This window comes from Sphingomonas bacterium, assembly GCF_903644055.1.
GTDB lineage: Bacteria > Pseudomonadota > Alphaproteobacteria > Sphingomonadales > Sphingomonadaceae > Sphingomonas_I.
This window is the reverse complement of the sequence record NZ_CAHJXD010000019.1, coordinates 1-16,645: the sequence shown is the minus strand read 5'-3', so window position 1 is coordinate 16,645 and position 16,645 is coordinate 1. Positions and strand designations below refer to the sequence as shown.

19 protein-coding genes and 1 riboswitch are annotated in these 16,645 nt (G+C 67.9%); of the genes, 12 read left to right on the top strand and 7 right to left on the bottom strand.

The window, feature by feature from the left end:
- Positions 1-379, top strand: a 379-nt coding sequence (locus tag HUU94_RS00745; RefSeq protein WP_302480167.1) for a MazG nucleotide pyrophosphohydrolase domain-containing protein, incomplete at its 5' end; no start/stop codon positions are given.
- Positions 380-382: 3 nt separating this feature from the next.
- On the opposite strand, the gene gcvPB is transcribed toward HUU94_RS00745, so the two are convergent.
- The 5 genes from gcvPB to HUU94_RS00720 form a co-directional block, all read right to left on the bottom strand.
- On the bottom strand, positions 383-1,945 hold the full coding sequence (gcvPB, locus tag HUU94_RS00740) for an aminomethyl-transferring glycine dehydrogenase subunit GcvPB (protein WP_174273221.1): 1,563 nt from the start codon (positions 1,943-1,945) through the stop codon (positions 383-385).
- A complete protein-coding gene (gcvPA, locus tag HUU94_RS00735; protein WP_174273220.1) occupies positions 1,942-3,309 on the bottom strand; it encodes an aminomethyl-transferring glycine dehydrogenase subunit GcvPA in 1,368 nt (455 codons plus the stop codon). Before gcvPA ends, gcvPB begins: the two co-directional genes overlap by 4 nt.
- 52 nt (positions 3,310-3,361) lie before the next feature.
- Complete coding sequence (gcvH, locus tag HUU94_RS00730) at positions 3,362-3,733, bottom strand: glycine cleavage system protein GcvH (protein ID WP_174273219.1); 372 nt, start codon at positions 3,731-3,733, stop codon at positions 3,362-3,364.
- Between the two features lie 4 nt (positions 3,734-3,737).
- Entirely contained in the window at positions 3,738-4,883 is a 1,146-nt protein-coding gene (gcvT, locus tag HUU94_RS00725) for a glycine cleavage system aminomethyltransferase GcvT (RefSeq protein WP_174273218.1), read from the bottom strand.
- Between the two features lie 173 nt (positions 4,884-5,056).
- A riboswitch (glycine riboswitch) is annotated at positions 5,057-5,193 on the bottom strand.
- 69 nt (positions 5,194-5,262) lie between these two features.
- Entirely contained in the window at positions 5,263-5,904 is a 642-nt protein-coding gene (locus HUU94_RS00720; RefSeq protein ID WP_254601817.1) for a hypothetical protein, read from the bottom strand.
- 113 nt (positions 5,905-6,017) lie between these two features.
- Between HUU94_RS00720 and thrB the strand changes: the two genes are divergently transcribed.
- The 3 genes from thrB to HUU94_RS00705 are packed head-to-tail and all read left to right on the top strand — an operon-like array spanning position 6,018 to position 7,911.
- A complete protein-coding gene (gene thrB, locus HUU94_RS00715) occupies positions 6,018-6,974 on the top strand; it encodes a homoserine kinase (protein ID WP_174273216.1) in 957 nt (318 codons plus the stop codon).
- Complete coding sequence (gene rnhA, locus HUU94_RS00710) at positions 6,971-7,462, top strand: ribonuclease HI (protein WP_174273215.1); 492 nt, start codon at positions 6,971-6,973, stop codon at positions 7,460-7,462. Before thrB ends, rnhA begins: the two co-directional genes overlap by 4 nt.
- Positions 7,459-7,911: a GreA/GreB family elongation factor gene (locus tag HUU94_RS00705; RefSeq protein ID WP_174273214.1), complete on the top strand. Its 453-nt coding sequence runs from the start codon at positions 7,459-7,461 to the stop codon at positions 7,909-7,911. The genes rnhA and HUU94_RS00705 overlap by 4 nt, the downstream gene beginning before the upstream one ends.
- Before the next feature lie 3 nt (positions 7,912-7,914).
- Here the strand turns inward: HUU94_RS00705 and HUU94_RS00700 are convergent, their stop codons facing one another.
- The gene (locus HUU94_RS00700) at positions 7,915-9,012 is read right to left on the bottom strand and encodes an NAD(P)/FAD-dependent oxidoreductase (RefSeq protein ID WP_174273213.1); all 1,098 of its coding nucleotides are present in this window, start codon (positions 9,010-9,012) and stop codon (positions 7,915-7,917) included.
- A gap of 80 nt (positions 9,013-9,092) precedes the next feature.
- Between HUU94_RS00700 and HUU94_RS00695 the strand changes: the two genes are divergently transcribed.
- From HUU94_RS00695 to HUU94_RS00660, 8 genes are all read left to right on the top strand, one after another.
- Entirely contained in the window at positions 9,093-9,527 is a 435-nt protein-coding gene (locus HUU94_RS00695; RefSeq protein ID WP_254601815.1) for an A24 family peptidase, read from the top strand.
- A gap of 44 nt (positions 9,528-9,571) precedes the next feature.
- Positions 9,572-10,591: a Flp pilus assembly protein CpaB gene (gene cpaB / locus HUU94_RS00690; protein ID WP_174273211.1), complete on the top strand. Its 1,020-nt coding sequence runs from the start codon at positions 9,572-9,574 to the stop codon at positions 10,589-10,591.
- Positions 10,591-12,102 (top strand): type II and III secretion system protein family protein, encoded by a 1,512-nt coding sequence (locus HUU94_RS00685; protein ID WP_254601814.1) that lies wholly within the window; start codon positions 10,591-10,593, stop codon positions 12,100-12,102. The genes cpaB and HUU94_RS00685 overlap by 1 nt, the downstream gene beginning before the upstream one ends.
- Positions 12,103-12,113: 11 nt before the next feature.
- A complete protein-coding gene (locus tag HUU94_RS00680; protein WP_174273210.1) occupies positions 12,114-12,479 on the top strand; it encodes a CpaD family pilus assembly lipoprotein in 366 nt (121 codons plus the stop codon).
- The gene (locus HUU94_RS00675; protein WP_174273209.1) at positions 12,479-13,738 is read left to right on the top strand and encodes an AAA family ATPase; all 1,260 of its coding nucleotides are present in this window, start codon (positions 12,479-12,481) and stop codon (positions 13,736-13,738) included. Before HUU94_RS00680 ends, HUU94_RS00675 begins: the two co-directional genes overlap by 1 nt.
- Positions 13,735-14,688: a type II secretion system F family protein gene (locus tag HUU94_RS00670; protein ID WP_174273208.1), complete on the top strand. Its 954-nt coding sequence runs from the start codon at positions 13,735-13,737 to the stop codon at positions 14,686-14,688. Before HUU94_RS00675 ends, HUU94_RS00670 begins: the two co-directional genes overlap by 4 nt.
- Positions 14,688-15,671, top strand: coding sequence for a type II secretion system F family protein (locus tag HUU94_RS00665; RefSeq protein ID WP_174273207.1), 984 nt, complete (start codon positions 14,688-14,690; stop codon positions 15,669-15,671). Before HUU94_RS00670 ends, HUU94_RS00665 begins: the two co-directional genes overlap by 1 nt.
- A gap of 69 nt (positions 15,672-15,740) precedes the next feature.
- The gene (locus HUU94_RS00660) at positions 15,741-16,247 is read left to right on the top strand and encodes a hypothetical protein (protein ID WP_174273206.1); all 507 of its coding nucleotides are present in this window, start codon (positions 15,741-15,743) and stop codon (positions 16,245-16,247) included.
- A 6-nt stretch (positions 16,248-16,253) separates the two neighbouring features.
- On the opposite strand, the gene HUU94_RS00655 is transcribed toward HUU94_RS00660, so the two are convergent.
- Positions 16,254-16,645, bottom strand: a 392-nt coding sequence (locus tag HUU94_RS00655; RefSeq protein WP_217429529.1) for an EF-hand domain-containing protein, incomplete at its 5' end; no start/stop codon positions are given.

The window sequence follows — 16,645 nt, the reverse complement described above, 5'->3', positions numbered from 1 at the left end:
CGATCCGAGCGCGCTCGCCGGCGTCGCGCGCGCCCTGCCCGCGCTGATGCGCGCCGAGAAGCTCCAGAAGCGCGCCGCGCGGACCGGCTTCGACTGGCCCGATGCCGGCGGCGCGCGCGCCAAGATCGTCGAGGAACTGGCCGAGATCGAGGATGCGCCCGGCCATGCCGCACGCACCGAGGAGGTCGGCGATCTGCTGTTCTCGGTCGTCAATTATGCGCGCAAGCTGGGTATCGAGCCCGAGGAGGCCTTGCGCGCTGCCAATGCCAAGTTCGAACGCCGCTTCCGCGAGATCGAAGCCGCCGGTGGCTCCGGCTTCGCCGCACTACCCCTCGACGCCAAGGAACGGCTCTGGACCGCCGCGAAGCGCGAGGCCTGACGCTTATTCGGCCGCCTCGGCGCTGTCCTTCCATGTGAGGACCGGCTTCCGCGCGGCGGCGGTCTCGTCGAGGCGGTGGCGCGGCGCATGGACCGGCGCTGCCTTGAGGCTGGCGTCGCCCGCCCGCGCGCGTTCGGCGACCGATCGCAGCGCGCCGATGAACTGATCGAGCGAAGCCTTGCTCTCGGTCTCGGTCGGCTCGATCAGCATCGCGCCATGGACGACGAGCGGAAAATAAACCGTCATCGGATGATAGCCCTCGTCGATCAGCCCCTTGGCGATGTCGAGCGTCGAGATGCCGCCGCTCAGCCCCTCATCGGTGAACAAGGCCTCGTGCATGCACGGCCCGCTCGTCGCGAAGGGCGCATCGAGCAGATCCTCCAAGCTCCGCAGCACATAATTGGCGTTGAGCACGGCATCCTCGGCGACCTGCTTGAGCCCGTCGGCGCCATGGCTGAGCATATAGCTCGCCGCGCGCGTGAACATCCCCATCTGGCCGTGGAACGCCGCCATCCGGCCGAAGCTCTGGCCGTGGTGCTCGCCCGCCGTCTCCTCTTCGATCAGCACATACAGGTCGCCCTGCTTCTCAACGAAGGGCAGCGGCGCGAACGGGGCGAGCGCTTCCGAGAACACCACCGGGCCCGAGCCCGGACCGCCGCCGCCGTGCGGGGTCGAAAAGGTCTTGTGCAGGTTGATGTGCATCGCGTCGACGCCGAGATCGCCGGGGCGGACCTTGCCGACGATCGCGTTGAAATTGGCGCCGTCGCAATAGACCAAAGCGCCCGCCGCATGCACCGCATCGGCGATCGCCTTGAGTTCGGGTTCGAACAGCCCGCAGGTGTTCGGGTTGGTGATCATCACCGCCGCGACGTCCGGCCCCAGCCGCGCTTCCAGCGCGGCGCGATCGACGCGCCCCGCCCCGGTCGCCGGAATTGTCTCGACCGCATAGCCACAGAAGGCCGCGGTCGCCGGATTGGTGCCGTGCGCGCTCTCGGGCACCAGCACGACCCGGCGGGCATCGCCGCGCGCCTCCAGCGCCGAGCGGATCGCCAGCAACCCGCAGAGCTCGCCGTGCGCGCCCGCCTTCGGGCTCATCGCCACCGCCGCCATGCCGGTGAGCCTGGTCAGCCATTCGCCCACCAGATGGATCACCGCGAAAGCCCCCTGCACCGTCTCGGCGGGCTGCAACGGATGGATGTCGGCGAAGCCCGGCAGCCGCGCCATCTTCTCGTTGATCCGGGGATTATGCTTCATCGTGCAGGAGCCGAGCGGGAACAGCCCGAGATCGATCGCATAATTCTGGCGGCTCAGCCGCGTGAAGTGCCGCACCGTCTCGGGCTCCGAAAGCCCATAGCAGCCGATCGGCGCGGTGCGTTCGAGCCCGCCGAGACGGTTGCCGCCTGCGGGCACATCTTCGAAGTCGATGCCGGTCGTGGCGGTGCTGCCGATCTCGAAGATCAGCGGCTCCTCCAGCATCAGCGCGCGGTTGCCCGTGAAGGTCGGGCTGTCGGCGCTGTCGTTGGCGGCGCTTTGCTCGGGCCGCCAGCCGCTCGGATTGATCGTCATGCCAATGCCTCCTCGAGCGCGGCGGCGAGTTGCTCGATATCCTCGTCGCTGGTCGTCTCGGTCACCGCCACGACGAGCCCGTTCGCCAGCGCCTCGACGCCGGGATAGAGCCGCCCCAGCGATACGCCGCCGAGCACCCCCTTTGCCGCCATCGCGCGCACCACCGGGCGCGACTCACTAGGCAGCCGCAGGGTGAATTCGTTGAAGAAGTTCGGCGTAACCAGCTCGACGCCGGAAAGCGCGATGAGTCGATCCGCGGCGGCCACCGCCCTGGCGTGATTCAACGCCGCGAGCCTGCGCAGCCCCGCCTCACCCAGCAGGCTCATGTGCACCGTGAAGGCCAGCGCGCAAAGCCCCGCATTCGTGCAGATATTGCTCGTCGCCTTTTCGCGGCGGATATGCTGCTCGCGCGTCGAAAGCGTCAAGACGAAGCCGCGTTTGCCCGTAGCATCGATAGTCTCGCCGCACAGCCGGCCGGGCATCTGGCGGACATATTTCTCGCGCGTAGCGAACAGGCCGACATAGGGGCCGCCGAAGTTGAGGCCGACCCCGATCGACTGCCCCTCGCCCACGACGATATCCGCGTCCATCTCGCCCGGCGACTTGATTGCGCCCAGCGATACCGGCTCGGTGACGACCATGACGAGCAGCGCGCCCTTCGCATGGCAGGCCTCCGCGAGCTCGGACCAATCGCCGATATGGCCGAGGATCGAGGGATTCTGGACGACGACGCAGCTCGTATCACCGTCGATCGCGGCGATCAGCCGCGCGCGTTCGTTGGCGGGCGCGTCGGCATCGAGCGTCGGCAGCGCCGTCTCCAGCACGTCGCCGGTGAACTTCGCCATCGTCGTGCATAAAGAGACATAGTGCGGATGAAGATCGGCCGACAGGATCGCCTTCCTTTTCCGCGTGATACGCCGGGCCATGCCAATCGCTTCCCAGCAGGCGGTGGAGCCGTCGTACATTGAGGCGTTGGCGACCTCGCAGCCGAGCAAAGCCGCGACCTGCGTCTGGAATTCGAACAGCGCCTGGAGCGTGCCCTGCGCGATCTCGGGCTGATAGGGCGTGTAGCTGGTCAGAAACTCGCCGCGCTGGATGATATGATCGACAGTCGCGGGGATGTGATGCCGATAGGCGCCGCAACCGAGGAAGAAGGGCACCTCCCCCGCCACCAGATTTTCGGCCGCCAGGCGCTTGAGCTGCCGCTCGACCGCCATCTCCGAGGCGTGCAGCGGCAATCCCCCGATCGGCCCGGTCAGCCGCGCCGCTTCGGGCACGTCGGCGAACAAAGCATCGATCGAAGGCGCGCCGATCACGTCCAGCATCGCGGCGCGATCGTCGTCGGTAAGCGGCAGGAAGCGCATCAGGCGGGCTTTCTCATCATGAGGCGGAGTGCGGTCATGGGCCGGCGGGCGATCACAACCCCGCCACGAAAGCCTTGTACGCGGTCGCGTCCATCAGGCCTTCCAGCTCGCCCTCGTTGGAAAGCGTCAGCTTGAAGAACCAGCCTTCCGTTTCGGGAGACGTGTTGACCAGCGCGGGATCGGCCTCCAGCGCGGCATTGCCCTCGATCACCTCGCCCGAAACCGGCGCATAGACGTCGGACGCCGCCTTGACCGATTCGACGACCGCCGCCTCCTTCCCCTTCTCCACCGCCGTCCCCGCCGGGGGCACCTCGACGAACACGACGTCGCCGAGCTGCGCCTGCGCATAATCGGTGATGCCGACGGTGGCGCTATCGCCCTCTACCGCGATCCATTCATGGTCCTTGGTGAAATAGGTCGGCATCGGATCAGGCTCCCTTGCGGTGATAGCGGTGGGGGACGAAGGGCATTGCGGCGACCGTTGCGGCAAGGCGCCTGCCCCGCACCTCGATCTCCAGCGCGGTGCCCAGTACGGCGCGCCCGGCGCTCACCATGCCCATGGCGATCGGCACTTGCAGGCTGGGACTGAATCCCCCCGAGGTGATCGTGCCCACCACCTTGTCGCCATCGTAGATCTGCGCGCCCTCGCGCGCCGGTTGGCGGCCCTCGATCGTCAGGCCGATCCGCCTGGCGGGCGGCCCATCCGTGAGGAAGCCCAGCGTCTTGTCCGCGCCGGGAAAGCCGCCTTCGCTCCGCCGCCGCTTCGAGATCGCGAAGCCGAGCCCCGCCGAGATCGGATCGACCCGCTCGTCGAGATCGTGCCCATAGAGCGGCAACCCCGCCTCCAGCCGCAGCGAATCGCGCGCGCCGAGACCGATCGGCTTGACCTCGGGCTGCGCGGCCAGCGCCGCCGCCACCGCCTCGGCGGCATCGGCCGGGATCGAAATCTCGAAGCCGTCCTCGCCCGTATAGCCCGATCGGCTCACCCAGGCGGGCACACCGTCGATCGTAAAGGCGCCCGCCTCCATGAAGCTCAACGCCGCGACACCGGGTGCCAGCCGCGCAAGTGCGTCCACCGCCTTCGGCCCCTGCAACGCCAGCAGCGCCTGTTCGTCGCGATGGTTGAGCGTCACCTCTTCGGGCAGCCGCTCGTGTAGCGTCGCGATATCGTCCCACTTGGTCGCGCCGTTGACGACCATGTAGAAGCCGCCCTCCGCCTCCTCGAACGGGTTTGCGGACGGCAGCCGCGTTACGATCAGATCGTCGAGGATGCCGCCCTCGTCGCCGAGCAGCACCGAATAGCGCATCCTGCCGGGCGCCAGCCCCTCGATATCGCCGGGCAGCGAGGCTTCCAGCGCGCTGGCCGCGCCCTCGCCCGAGATCGTCAATTGGCCCATGTGGCTGACGTCGAACAGGCCCGCGCTTTCGCGCGTCCAGAGATGTTCGGCGATGATGCCTTCATATTGGATCGGCATGTGATAGCCCGCGAAGGGCACCATCCGCGCGCCCTGCCCGCGATGCCAGCCATCGAGCGGCAGCGTCTCGATCGTCTCGGGCGCTTCGTCTTCGCTCATCGGCTCAAATCCCCGGCAAGTGCAACGCCCGCTGGCATCGGCTGATGCCGATGCTCGGATCGCTGCCCCCTCTGTCACGGGACCTGAGAGCTTTCGCGTCGAGGTGCTGCCTCTTCGCTTACCCCTTCGGTGGGGCGTCCCGCCAGGGAACACCCGCTTTCCAGAGCGCCAACTGCGGCCGCGCGGTCCTTTTGACCTGAGAGATTCCGGGGCGGTTGCTCCTTCGGCGGCGAACCCCCTTCCCGACCGATCCGCCGGCCGGGCCGGCTACGATCGAGGAATGAAACCCGCCTTCTCCCGCGCGTCCGCCCGCCGGTTGCCCGGCGGCGACGGCCAAGGGATGGCGCGGCGGGGCAGCCAAGTCAACGCCCGCCGAAACTTATCGGGTGGCGTTATAGGCAAGCTGCTCGGGGGTGAGCTGGAAACCGATCAGCAATTCGAAATTGGCTTGGTTGACCTGCCGGCGAATCTTGGGATCGGCCATCGGATCGATCGACGCATCGGCATCGCCCGCCTTGCGCTTGCGATTGAGCCGTTCGGATATGGAGGCCGGCAGCGATGCCGCTGCCTTGTCGATCGCCGCCGCGGCACCGGCGGTTCCGATGCCGCGCACCTGCCCGTCATCGAAATGGATATGGACGTTGGCGACCTGCTTGGAGAGGATCTTCGTGCCGGCCTGCACCACCGTCCAATAATAAGGCAGCACGACATCGCGCGCGCCGCCGCGGCCGGCACGCTGCGCGACGACATCGAAGGTCACATCGACCCTCACCGGCGAACCGGTCTCGTTGCAACTGGTGCGCAGATTGGTGATCGTCGCGCTGACGTCGAGCGCGCGGGCATCGTGGCTCTGCACCGGGCTGAAGAGCGAAACGTCGCCGGTATAGGTCGGGATCGCCACCGCCGGGCAGGTCGATCGCGTGATCCGCAGGCCGCCCGTTTCGTCGAGATCGGACTTGCCCTTCGCGCAGGCGGCGGTCAGCAACAGCAGGCCGAGCGGGAGCAATCGGATACGATTCAAAGTGTCAGCCTCGAGCGCCATGAGCGGGTGTCGCTCCATAGGAAGCGGCTTTCGCCGAAGCAAGCGAGCGCATAGGGGGATGCGATGGACTGCGGGGCGGACGGCTGAGCGAGATGGCGGTTTACACGCATGTTCCGGCCGAAGCGCTGGCGGAGTTCCTGACGCGATTCGATGTCGGCACTTTGGTGTCGGCCAAGGGCATCGCCGAGGGCGTCGAGAACAGCAATTACCTCGTCGATACCAGCGGTGGCCGCTTCATCCTGACGCTGTACGAGAAGCGCGTGGCCGCGGGCGACCTGCCTTTCTTCCTCGCCTTGCTCGATCATCTCGCGGCGCGCGGCAACCCCGTTCCGCCCGCCGTCGCGGATTGCGAGGGCCGGACGATCCATGTGCTGGAGGGGCGCCCCGCCTGCCTGATCCGTTTCCTGCCTGGCGTCTCGCTGACCCGCCCGACCCCGGCGCAGGCGCGGGCCGCGGCGAAAGCGATGGCGGCGATGCATCGCTCGCTCGCCGATTTCGCGCCCGAACGGCCCAACGCGCTGGGCCATCGGGCCTGGGCGCCGCTGTTCGCACGCTGCGGACCCGATCTCGACGGGATCGATCCCGATTTGCGGGCGACGCTGCAACGCGGGCTCGATACGGTGCTGCCGGCGTGGCCGCTTTCGGGGGACCGGCTCGTCATTCACGCCGATCTGTTTCCCGATAACGTCCTCATGCGGGGCGATGCCGTCACCGGGCTGATCGACTTTTACTTCGCCTGCTCCGATCTGCGGCTCTACGATCTGGCGATCATGCATTCGGCCTGGTGCTTCGATCCGAGCGGCGCGCGCTATGACGACGGTGTCAGCGCGGCTTTGCTCGCCGGATATGCGGAAGGCTTCCCCTTGTCCGCCGAGGATCGCGCGATCCTGCCGACGCTGGCGATGGGCGCGTGCATCCGCTTCGCGCTGACCCGCGCGTGGGATTGGCTCAACACGCCCGCCGATGCGCTGGTCACGCGCAAGGATCCCCTCGCTTACACGCGCCGCCTGGCTTTCTACCGCGACGCGGGTACGGTGCTGTTTCGATGAGCGAGCTCGCGCATGTCGAGCTCGCCACCGATGGCGCGTGCAAGGGCAACCCCGGTCCGGGCGGCTGGGGCGCGGTGATTCGCTCGGGCGGCAAGGAGAAGGAAATCTCCGGCGGCGAGCGCGCCACGACCAACAACCGCATGGAATTGACGGCGGCGATCGAGGGGCTCTCCGCGCTCAAGCGCCCCTGCCGCGTCACGCTTTCGACCGACAGCCGCTACGTCATGGACGGGCTCACCAAATGGCTCGCGGGCTGGCAGCGCAACGGCTGGCGCACCGCCGCCAGGCAGCCGGTCAAGAATGCCGATCTCTGGCGCGCTCTGGTCGAGGCGGCGGCGCCGCACCGGATCGAATGGCAATGGGTCAAGGGCCACGCCGGTCATCCCGACAACGAACGCGCCGATCGGCTGGCGAGCGCGGCCGCATTGGCGGCGATGCGGAGCCCCGCACCGGCCCGTCCGTTCTCCGTGAAAGGAGATCAGGGATGAGTGTCGCATTCCGGCGCGAGAGCGACGAGGAGCATAAGGAGCCGCGCTTCGAACTGCCGATCCCGCCCGGCCCCAACCTCGTGACGTCGCGCGGGCTTTTGCTCATACAGGCGCGCGTCGCCGAACTGGAGGCCGCGGACGGCGGCGATGAAGCGTCGGCCGCCGAACGCGCGCGCGATCTGCGCTATTGGCGGCAGCGCCTGGCTACTGCGCGTCTGGCGCAAACTTCGTCGGATAACGAAATCGCCTTCGGCTCGCGAGTGAGGTTTCGTTCAAACGACAAGGAACAGACGATTGAGATCGTTGGACATGATGAAGCCGATCCCGCTGCGGCGCGGATCGCGTTCACGGCACCACTGGCCCGCGCGCTGATCGGCGCAGGGGTCGGCGAGAAGCTGCCGTTCGGCGGCAGGGAAGATGCCATCGAAATACTCGCGATCCTGCCTTAGGCTTCAGCCGGAGAAGCGCTCGGCCCCGTAGCGGGCGACGTCGATATGGCTGACGCTCGGCGGGAGCGGCGCATTGAGCAGCAGGGACGCGCCGATCGCCGCCGCGGCCGGAGCGGTCTGGATGCCGAAGCCGCCCTGCCCCGCGAACCAGAAGAAGCCGGGCACCGCGCGATCGTAACCGTAGATCGGCGCGCGATCCGGCGCGAAGCTGCGCAGCCCTGCCCAGGCGCGCTCACGCTTGACGACCCGCCAATCGATCGCCTGCTCGAAGCGATCGATCGCGGTTGCGACGTCGATCTCCTCGGGGGCGGCATCCTGCGCGACGCATTCGCTCTCGTCGTGCGGCGACAGCCAGAGCCGCCCGCCCGCCTCGGGCTTGAAGTAGAAGCGCTCCAATGCGTCCATGATCAGCGGCAGATCGGCGGGTGCCGCCGGCTCGGTGACGAGCTGGATCACGGTGCGGCGGTAGGCCGTCACGGCGATCGGCGAGGCACCCGCCAGCGCCGCGATCCTGCTTGCCCAGGCGCCTGCGGCATCGACGAGGCAGGCAGCTTGTACCGGGCCCGCGCGGGTCGAAAGGCGCCAAGTCGCGCCCTTCCGCTCGATATTCATGACCTCGGCGTCGGTCAGCATTTTCGCCCCCGCCCGCCTCGCGCTCGCCAGCAGATCGGCATGATAGGCCGCGACATCGATATCTTGGCAGCTCGGTTCGGACAAAGCGCGGGCGTAACGCGGCGCGAGGCCGGGAAGCCAGGCGTGCAGCGCGAGCCGATCGACGGGCTCCAGCACAGGCGCCCGCCCGGAAAAATCGGCCGCCAGCGCATCGAGCGCGGCCTCGCCTTCCGCATCCGCGATGTGCAGGCAGCCGCGCGGGCGGAGATAAGGCGCGAGCCCGTCCGCCGAAGCGCTGGTCAGCGGCTGCACGACGGGACCGCCATAGCTTTCGGACCAGAAGGCCGCCGATCGGCCCGTCGAATGATAGCCCGGATGCGTCTCCGCCTCGATCAGCAGCACGCGTGCGCGATCGCCGATCGCGGCGGCGAGGCTGGCGCCCGCGATCCCGGCGCCGATGATCGCGATATCGGTGGTGCGCCCGGTCATCCGTTCCGGTTACGGTTTCGCAAGGCCTCGCGTCTAGGCTCGGATGCGTGAACCCCGCACAGATCATCCTGCTGGCGCTGTTGGCGGCGCTGCTGGTCACGGCGATCGTTACCGATCTGCGCAGCCGCACGATCGCGAATCGGCTCAACCTGGCGGTGGCGCTGCTCGGCCTGGCCTGGTGGGTGGCCAGCGGACTGAGCGTGGCCGGTGCCGGCCTTCAGCTTGCCGGCGCCGCGCTGATGCTGCTGCTCTTCGGGCTGGCCTTCGCGCTCGGGATGATGGGCGGCGGCGACGTCAAGCTGATCGCCGCGCTGGCGCTGTGGCTCCCCGTCGGGCTGCTTCTCAAGCTGATTATGCTGATGAGCATCGGCGGCGGCATCCTCACCGTCGCGATGCTCGCGATCAAGCTCGCGCGCGGCAGTGAGGAGCGGCCCGAGATACCCTATGGCGTCGCGATCGCCGGCGCCGCCCTGCTGATCATGACGAACGATATCTTAACCATAGCCGCCGCATGATCCCTCGCGCTCCCGCTGTGTGAGCGAGTGAAGGGCATGATTCGATGAATCCTCGCAAGGTGTTGCTGATGGCGGGAGCGCTGGTCTTCGCGCTCGTCTGCGCCTTGTTCGCGCGCAATCTGGTCAGCGGCGGGCCGACCGCTCCCGCCTCCGCGGCGACGCCGTCTGCTCCGCCCGTATCGACCGGTCCCGAAGTCCTGGTGGCGATCCGCACGCTGGCGCCGGGTACGATCCTCACGCCCGATGCCTTTCGCTATCAGCCCTGGCCCAAGGATCTGGTCGAGAAGGCCTATTTCCTGCGCGGGGCACAGAATGCCCAGACGCTGACGGGCTCGGTAGTCCGCTATCCCGTCACGGCGGGACAGCCGCTCACGCAAGGCGCATTGGTCAAGCCGGGCGATCGCGGCTTTCTCGCCGCAGCGCTGGGGCCGGGAATGCGCGCCGTAACCGTTTCGGTTTCCGCGCAGAGCGGCGTCGCGGGCTTCGTATTCCCGGGTGACCGAGTCGATCTCCTGCTCACGCAGACCGTCGCGGGCGGCGGCGACGGCACACCGCTCCGCGCCACCGAGACGATCGTCCAGAACCTCCGCGTCCTCGCCACCGATCAGCGCACCGACAAGACGGTCGACGAGGCGGGCAAGACTCAGGTCACCACCTTCTCCAACGTCACGATCGAGGCGACCCCCAAGATCACCGAGAAGATCGCGGTCGCGCAGGCGCTTGGTGCCTTGTCGCTGGCGCTCCGGCCGATCGCCGACGATCGCATGGAACTGGAACGCCAGATCGCCGCGGGTGAGATCGATGTGCCCGACGGCGACATGTCCAAGGCCGAAAAGCAGATGCTGCTCCAGGTCGCCGCGCGCCCGATCGAGAGCGACACGGTGACGACGGGCGCCGACGTCAGTCGCTTCCAGCGGAGTAACGTCCCGGGAAAAGCCTCGGCGCCGACGATCTCGGCGCCGGCTCCCTCAGCACCGGCACAAACCTACCGCCCCCGAGGCACGAGCGTCACGATCGCACGCGGCCAAGCCATCACCGAGACGCTCGTGGGGGGACTGAACTGATGCGCATCACCGTCTCCCGTGGCGTACTGCTCGCCGCCGCGATGTCGCTTCCCGTGGCGACGCTTCCCGCCGATGCCGCTCCTGCGCCGACCCAGCAGGGCCCCGCCGTGGCGATCGCCACCGCCGATGCCTCTTCGGTGATGGTGCCCGGCACCGTCGGCGCGGCGGCCGTGCACGCCGAACTGCCGGCGCGAGCGATCACGCTCTCTATCGGCAGCGGCCAATTGATCCGCCTGCCCCGCGCGATATCGGGCCTGTTCGTCGCCGACGAGAAGATCGCCGACGTCAACGTCAAGAGCCCGACCCAGGTCTATCTGTTCGCCAAGGCGGCGGGCGAGACCAGCATCTTCGCGACCGACCGCTCGGGCGCCGTCGTCTGGTCGTCGAGCGTGCGCGTCGGCAACAATATCGCCGGCGTCGGCGCGATGCTGCGCGCGGCGATGCCCGAAAACGACATCAATGTCGTGCCCCTGGGCGCGAACATCGTGCTGCTCACGGGCACGGTGCTGTCGCCGAAGGATGCCGAGGAAGCGCAACACCTCGCCGAGCTCTACACCGGCGGCGCTTGCCAGATCCTCAACCATCTCAAGATAGCGACACCGCAGCAGGTGAGCCTCCAGGTCAAGATCGCCGAGGTGAGCCGCAGCGTCTCGCGCTCGATCGGCCTCAACTATAAGACGGCGGACGGCACGGGCGGCTTCATCTTCGGCCTCGCGCAGGGCCGTTCCGGCGCGATCTCGGACGATCTCAGCAAGTTCACGCACAGCGGCGTCGGCACCACGCTGGCGCTCGGCGGCAAGCTGCTCGGCGTCGATATCCGCCAGGTGCTCGATCTCGCAGAAACCGACGGTCTGGTGACGACGCTCGCCGAGCCCAACCTCACCGCAATGTCGGGCGAGACCGCGAGCTTCCTCGCCGGCGGCGAGATCCCGATCCCGCAGAGCCAGGGGCTCGGCACCGTCTCGGTCGACTTCAAGCAATATGGCGTCAGCCTGTCTTTCACGCCGACGGTGATGTCCAACGGCCGCATCTCGATGCGCGTCCGCCCCGAAGTGTCGCAGCTTTCGGACTCGGGTTCGGTCAAGCTCAACGGCTTCACGATCCCCGCGCTCACCACGCGCCGGATCGATACCACGGTGGAGCTGGGATCGGGGCAGAGCTTCGTAATCGGCGGCCTGCTCCAGAACGATCACAACAACAGCACCGACAAGGCGCCGATCCTGGGCGATCTGCCCGTGCTGGGCGCGCTCTTCCGCTCGAACGGTTTCCGCAAGCAGGAGACCGAGCTCGTGGTGGTGGTCACGCCCTATATCGTGAAGCCGGTGGACGCCAACCAGATCGCGCTGCCCACCGACGGCTATCGTTCGGCGACGACGGCCGAGCGGATCCTCGGCGACAAGAGCTATGACGGCAAGAGCGGCGCGCGCCGCCCGATGCCCTCGCCCGCCCCGGCGCTCCCCGCGCCTGCATCCCCTTCGCCGGCCGGAGTCGCTTCCGGTTCGCAGCCCTGATGGAGCCCAAGATGCGTCTCCCCTTCCGCTCCACCCTGCTCTTGCCGATGCTGCTCCTCGGCGGCTGTACCGCCGGCGATCGCGGCCTGGTGTCCCCGCACCAGCCGCTCGTCGGCGCGACGGGCGCGACCGTGCCGGGCTGCCCCGACTGGAGCGATGCCGATATCCCGGCGCATGAAGGCCAGTCCTCCAACTATGGTTGCGCCACCGCGCTCAATCTCGCGGCGATGATCGCCGATCCCGCCGATCTGCTCCACGGCAAGAGCAGCACCGGTTCGAACGTCGATGTCGCGGTGCGCGCGGTCCGCGCGTGGCGGGAGATGCAGCCGACGGGCAAGCAGGGCATCGAAAAGGTCAGCGCGAAGGGAGGCGGCTGATGAACGCGCCCTTCAATCCGCGTGTCTCGCTGCGCGATCCGTTCAGCGCCTTCCTCAGCGACCTCGATTCGGAGGATGCGGCGCGCGCCACCGCGGGAACGCTGGGCTGGCCGATGGAGCGCATCCACAATGGCGGCGTGCGCTATGCCATCCAGACGCTCGCCGTCTCCTCCAGCCCCAGCGTGCTGCTCGTCGATCTTTCCGAGGCCGCCGATCCGCTCGAGGAGATCGATGCGCTCGCCGAGGTCTGCGAGCCCGGCACGATCGTGCTCACCTGCGGCACGACCAACGACGTCCGTTTCTATCGCGAGCTGATCGCGATCGGCATTCAGGATTATCTGGTCAAGCCGTTTACCGAACAGCAGCTCCATGAAGCGATCATGCAGGCGCAGCTCCAGGCGACCGATGCGCGCGGGCGCGAGGAGACCGCCAAGACGCCGCATGTTCAGGCGGCGGTGATCGGCGTGCGCGGCGGCGTCGGCGCCACGACCGTCGCGGTATCGGCGGCCTGGGCGATGGCGGAGAGCCACATGCGCAACACCGCGCTGCTCGATCTGGACGTCCATTTCGGTACGGGCGCGCTATCGTTCGATATCGAGCCCGGCCGCGGCCTGACCGATGCGATCGAAAACCCCAGCCGCATCGACGGACTGTTTCTCGAACGGGCGCTGGTAAAGGCGGGAACGCGGCTGGGCGTGCTCTCCGCCGAAGCGCCGATGCATACGCCGGTGACGGGCGATGGCGGCGCCTTCCTCCAGTTGCAGGAGGAATTGCGCAACGCCTTCCCGTTCACCGTGGTCGATCTGCCGCGCCAGATGCTGATCCAGCATCCCGCGCTGATGCAGGGCATTACCACCGCGATCGTCGTGACCGAGCTGACGCTGGCCGCGACGCGCGATACGATCCGGCTGCTTTCGTGGCTCAAGAGCAATGCGCCCTCCAGCAAGGTCCTGCTCGTCGCCAACAAGGTCGCGGGCGGGGCGCTCGATGAAATCGACCGCAAATCGTTCGAGGCCTCGGTCGAACGCCCGATCGACATCGTCGTGCCGATCGAGGCCAAGGCCGCGGTTCAGGCCGCCAAGCTCGGCAAGCCCTTCATCGAAGTGGCGGGCGCCAGCAAGGCGGGGACGGCGCTGGGGGCGCTGGTGGATCAGCTCATCGGCGAGGAGGCCGCGCCCAAGCAGAACGGATCGCTGCTCGATCGCCTCGCTGACTTCCGCAAGCTGCTCAAGGTCGAGAAAATTCCGCCCGCCAAATGACGATGCTGCTGCTCCTCTTCCTCGGCAGCGGGCTGATGCTCGGCACGCTGCTGGTCGGCGGCGGCAAGCCCGAAAAGGCGCGCAAGCGCCGGCTGGAGGCGCTGCGCGTGCGACATTGCGACAGCAATGTCGAAACCCAGCTCCGCCGCATCTCGGCCAACCGGCAGGGCCGGATCGAGCAGGGCATCTGGGCACTGCTGCCGCGCCGCGAGCTACTGGAGCGCCGCCTCGCCGCCACCGGCCGGCATTGGACCGTCACCCATTATGCGATCGCGTCGGCGGCGCTCGTCGTGGTCGCCTGGGCGTTGCTCTATCTACGCGGACTGCCGCTGCCGCTGACCTTCTTCCTGGGGCTCGCGATCGGGATCGGCGTCCCGCACTGGTTCGTCGGGCGGACGGGCCAGCGCCGCGCGACCCGCTTCATCACGCGCTTCCCCGATGCCATCGAACTGCTGGTGCGCGGGCTGCGATCGGGGCTGCCGATTTCGGAGACGATCGGCGTCGTCTCGCGCGAGCTTCCCGATCCCGTCGGCACCGAATTCCGCGGCATCGCCGACAAGATGAAGATCGGCCGCACGATGGAAGCTTCGCTTCAGGACAGCGCCGATCGCCTCCAGACGCCCGAATTCCAGTTCTTCGTGATCAGCCTCTCGATCCAGCGCGAGACCGGCGGCAACCTCGCCGAGACGCTCTCCAACCTCGCGGAGGTCTTGCGCAAGCGGATGCAGATGCGGCTCAAGATCAAGGCGATGTCCTCCGAATCCAAGGCTTCGGCCTATATCATCGGCTCGCTGCCGTTCATCGTCTTCGGGCTGATCTGGTACATCAACCCCGATTATATGGGCGGCTTCTTTCGCGATCCGCGGCTGATGATCACGGCGTGCGCGGGCGGGGTATGGATGGCGATCGGTGCCTTCATCATGGCCAAGATGATCAATTTCGAGATCTGATGGCGATGCACCTCTTCTCGACGATCAACATGCCGCTGGCCGCCACCCTGCTGTCGGCGGTGATGCTTGGCGGGTTCGTCATCGCGGTCTGGTCCGGCGTGGTGGCGCGCGATCCGATGGCGCGGCGCGTCAAGGCGCTCAACGAGCGGCGCGAACAGCTCAAGGCCGGCATCACCGCCTCGACGCGCAAACGCGCGACGCTCGCCCGGAAGAGCCAAACGACCGATCGGATGCGCAACGTCCTCGCCTCGCTGAAGGTGCTCCAGGATACGCAGTTGCGCGCCACGCAGATCAAGCTCGCGCAGGCCGGCATCCGCACCAAGGATGCCGCGATCACCGTGATCTTCGGGCGCCTGGTGTTGCCCGTCGCGATCGGCGGGGGCGTGATCCTCGCGGTCTATGCGTTCGGAATGTTCGGCGAGTGGAGCTGGCTCAAGCGCTACCTGCTCGTCGCGGGCAGCCTGATCGGTAGCTACAAGGCGCCCGACATCTACCTCGACAATCTCGTCACCAAGCGCGCCGCCGCGATCCGCAAGGGCGTGCCCGACGCGCTCGACCTGCTCGTGATCTGCGCCGAGGCCGGGCTGACGGTGGACGCCGCCTTCGCCCGCGTCGCGCGCGAGATCGGCAAGGGCTATCCCGAGCTCGGCGACGAACTGGCGCTCACCTCGATCGAGCTCGGCTTCCTCACCGATCGACGGATGGCGTTCGAGAATCTGACCAGTCGCGTCAAGCTGGAGTCGCTGCGCGGCGTCGTCACGACGATGATCCAGACCGAGAAATACGGCACCCCGCTCGCCTCCGCCCTGCGCGTGCTCTCCGCCGAATTCCGGCACGAGCGGATGATGAAGGCGGAGGAAAAGGCCGCGCGCCTGCCCGCGATCATGACCGTGCCGCTGATCCTGTTCATCCTGCCGGTGCTGTTCATCGTGATCCTGGGGCCGGCCGCCTGCTCTATCAGCGACAACATGCTGAAGAGCTGATCCCGCACGGTTGACGGAGCGGCGCAACGGCTTAGTCGTCGTGCCAGAAAAATCGATTGGAGCCCGTCCATGCCTACGTTCACGACCAACCAGTGGGTCGTCCTCTTCCTCGTCCTGCTGCTCGGCTGGCTGCTCGGGCTGATCTCGCGTTCGGGCAGCGCGAAGTGGCGCCGCGCCTATGAGGCAGAGCGCGATGCGCGGATCGAGGAAAATCGCGAGCATGCCGCGGCGCTGGAGACCGCCAATGCGCGCGTCGCGGAGCTGGAACGCGCGCGTCCCGTCACCGCCCCCACGGTCGCTCCCGTCGCCGCGCCGGTGGCAACCGCCGCGACGCTGGATCTCACGCGCGACGATCTCGGGCGCATCCGCGGCATCGGCGCCCCCGGCGAGAAGCGTCTCAACGAGGTCGGCGTCTATCGCTATGCCGATCTCGCCAACCTCTCCTCCGCCAACGAGACCGCGCTGGAGGAGAAGCTCGGCGCCGACCCCGGCTATATCGATCAGGAGAAATGGCGCGAACAGGCAGCACTTCTCGCCGACGGCAAGATCGACGAGCATCGCGCCACCTATGGCTGATCGCACCTAGCCGTCGTCGCGTTCGGGCTTTGGCTTCCCTCCTTGCCGGGGCTGTCGATAGTTGGCGAGCCTGGGCAACTCCCCGCGCGTGATCGCGCCATCATGGTCGGCGTCCAGCAGCGCGAAGCGCCGCGACGCCGCCTGGCGGAATTCAATTTCGCTGACCCCGCGGTTGAAGTCGGCGTCGGCCGCGATCACCGGCTCGGGCAGCGCCAGATAGCCGAAGCGCGCAGCACCCTGCTGCGTCGGATCGAAGGCCGGCGCATTTGCCCGATCCGAGCTGGCGCCCGAAGCACCGCCCCCTCCGCCACGTGGACCACCACCGCCGGGGCGACCGCCGCCGCCGCCGCGACGACCACCACCACCCCGGCCGCCGTCGCGTCCGCCACGGGGACCAC

Bases quoted from the DNA above. Each gene is read 5' to 3' on its own strand.
- gcvPB (WP_174273221.1), bottom strand. From the start codon at position 1,945: ATGACGATCAATCCGAGCGGCTGGCGGCCCGAGCAAAGCGCCGCCAAC.
- gcvPA (WP_174273220.1), bottom strand. From the start codon at position 3,309: ATGCGCTTCCTGCCGCTTACCGACGACGATCGCGCCGCGATGCTGGAC.
- gcvH (WP_174273219.1), bottom strand. From the start codon at position 3,733: ATGCCGACCTATTTCACCAAGGACCATGAATGGATCGCGGTAGAGGGC.
- gcvT (WP_174273218.1), bottom strand. From the start codon at position 4,883: ATGAGCGAAGACGAAGCGCCCGAGACGATCGAGACGCTGCCGCTCGAT.
- thrB (WP_174273216.1), top strand. From the start codon at position 6,018: ATGGCGGTTTACACGCATGTTCCGGCCGAAGCGCTGGCGGAGTTCCTG.
- rnhA (WP_174273215.1), top strand. From the start codon at position 6,971: ATGAGCGAGCTCGCGCATGTCGAGCTCGCCACCGATGGCGCGTGCAAG.
- HUU94_RS00705 (WP_174273214.1), top strand. From the start codon at position 7,459: ATGAGTGTCGCATTCCGGCGCGAGAGCGACGAGGAGCATAAGGAGCCG.
- HUU94_RS00700 (WP_174273213.1), bottom strand. From the start codon at position 9,012: ATGACCGGGCGCACCACCGATATCGCGATCATCGGCGCCGGGATCGCG.
- cpaB (WP_174273211.1), top strand. From the start codon at position 9,572: ATGAATCCTCGCAAGGTGTTGCTGATGGCGGGAGCGCTGGTCTTCGCG.
- HUU94_RS00685 (WP_254601814.1), top strand. From the start codon at position 10,591: ATGCGCATCACCGTCTCCCGTGGCGTACTGCTCGCCGCCGCGATGTCG.
- HUU94_RS00680 (WP_174273210.1), top strand. From the start codon at position 12,114: ATGCGTCTCCCCTTCCGCTCCACCCTGCTCTTGCCGATGCTGCTCCTC.
- HUU94_RS00675 (WP_174273209.1), top strand. From the start codon at position 12,479: ATGAACGCGCCCTTCAATCCGCGTGTCTCGCTGCGCGATCCGTTCAGC.
- HUU94_RS00670 (WP_174273208.1), top strand. From the start codon at position 13,735: ATGACGATGCTGCTGCTCCTCTTCCTCGGCAGCGGGCTGATGCTCGGC.
- HUU94_RS00665 (WP_174273207.1), top strand. From the start codon at position 14,688: ATGGCGATGCACCTCTTCTCGACGATCAACATGCCGCTGGCCGCCACC.
- HUU94_RS00660 (WP_174273206.1), top strand. From the start codon at position 15,741: ATGCCTACGTTCACGACCAACCAGTGGGTCGTCCTCTTCCTCGTCCTG.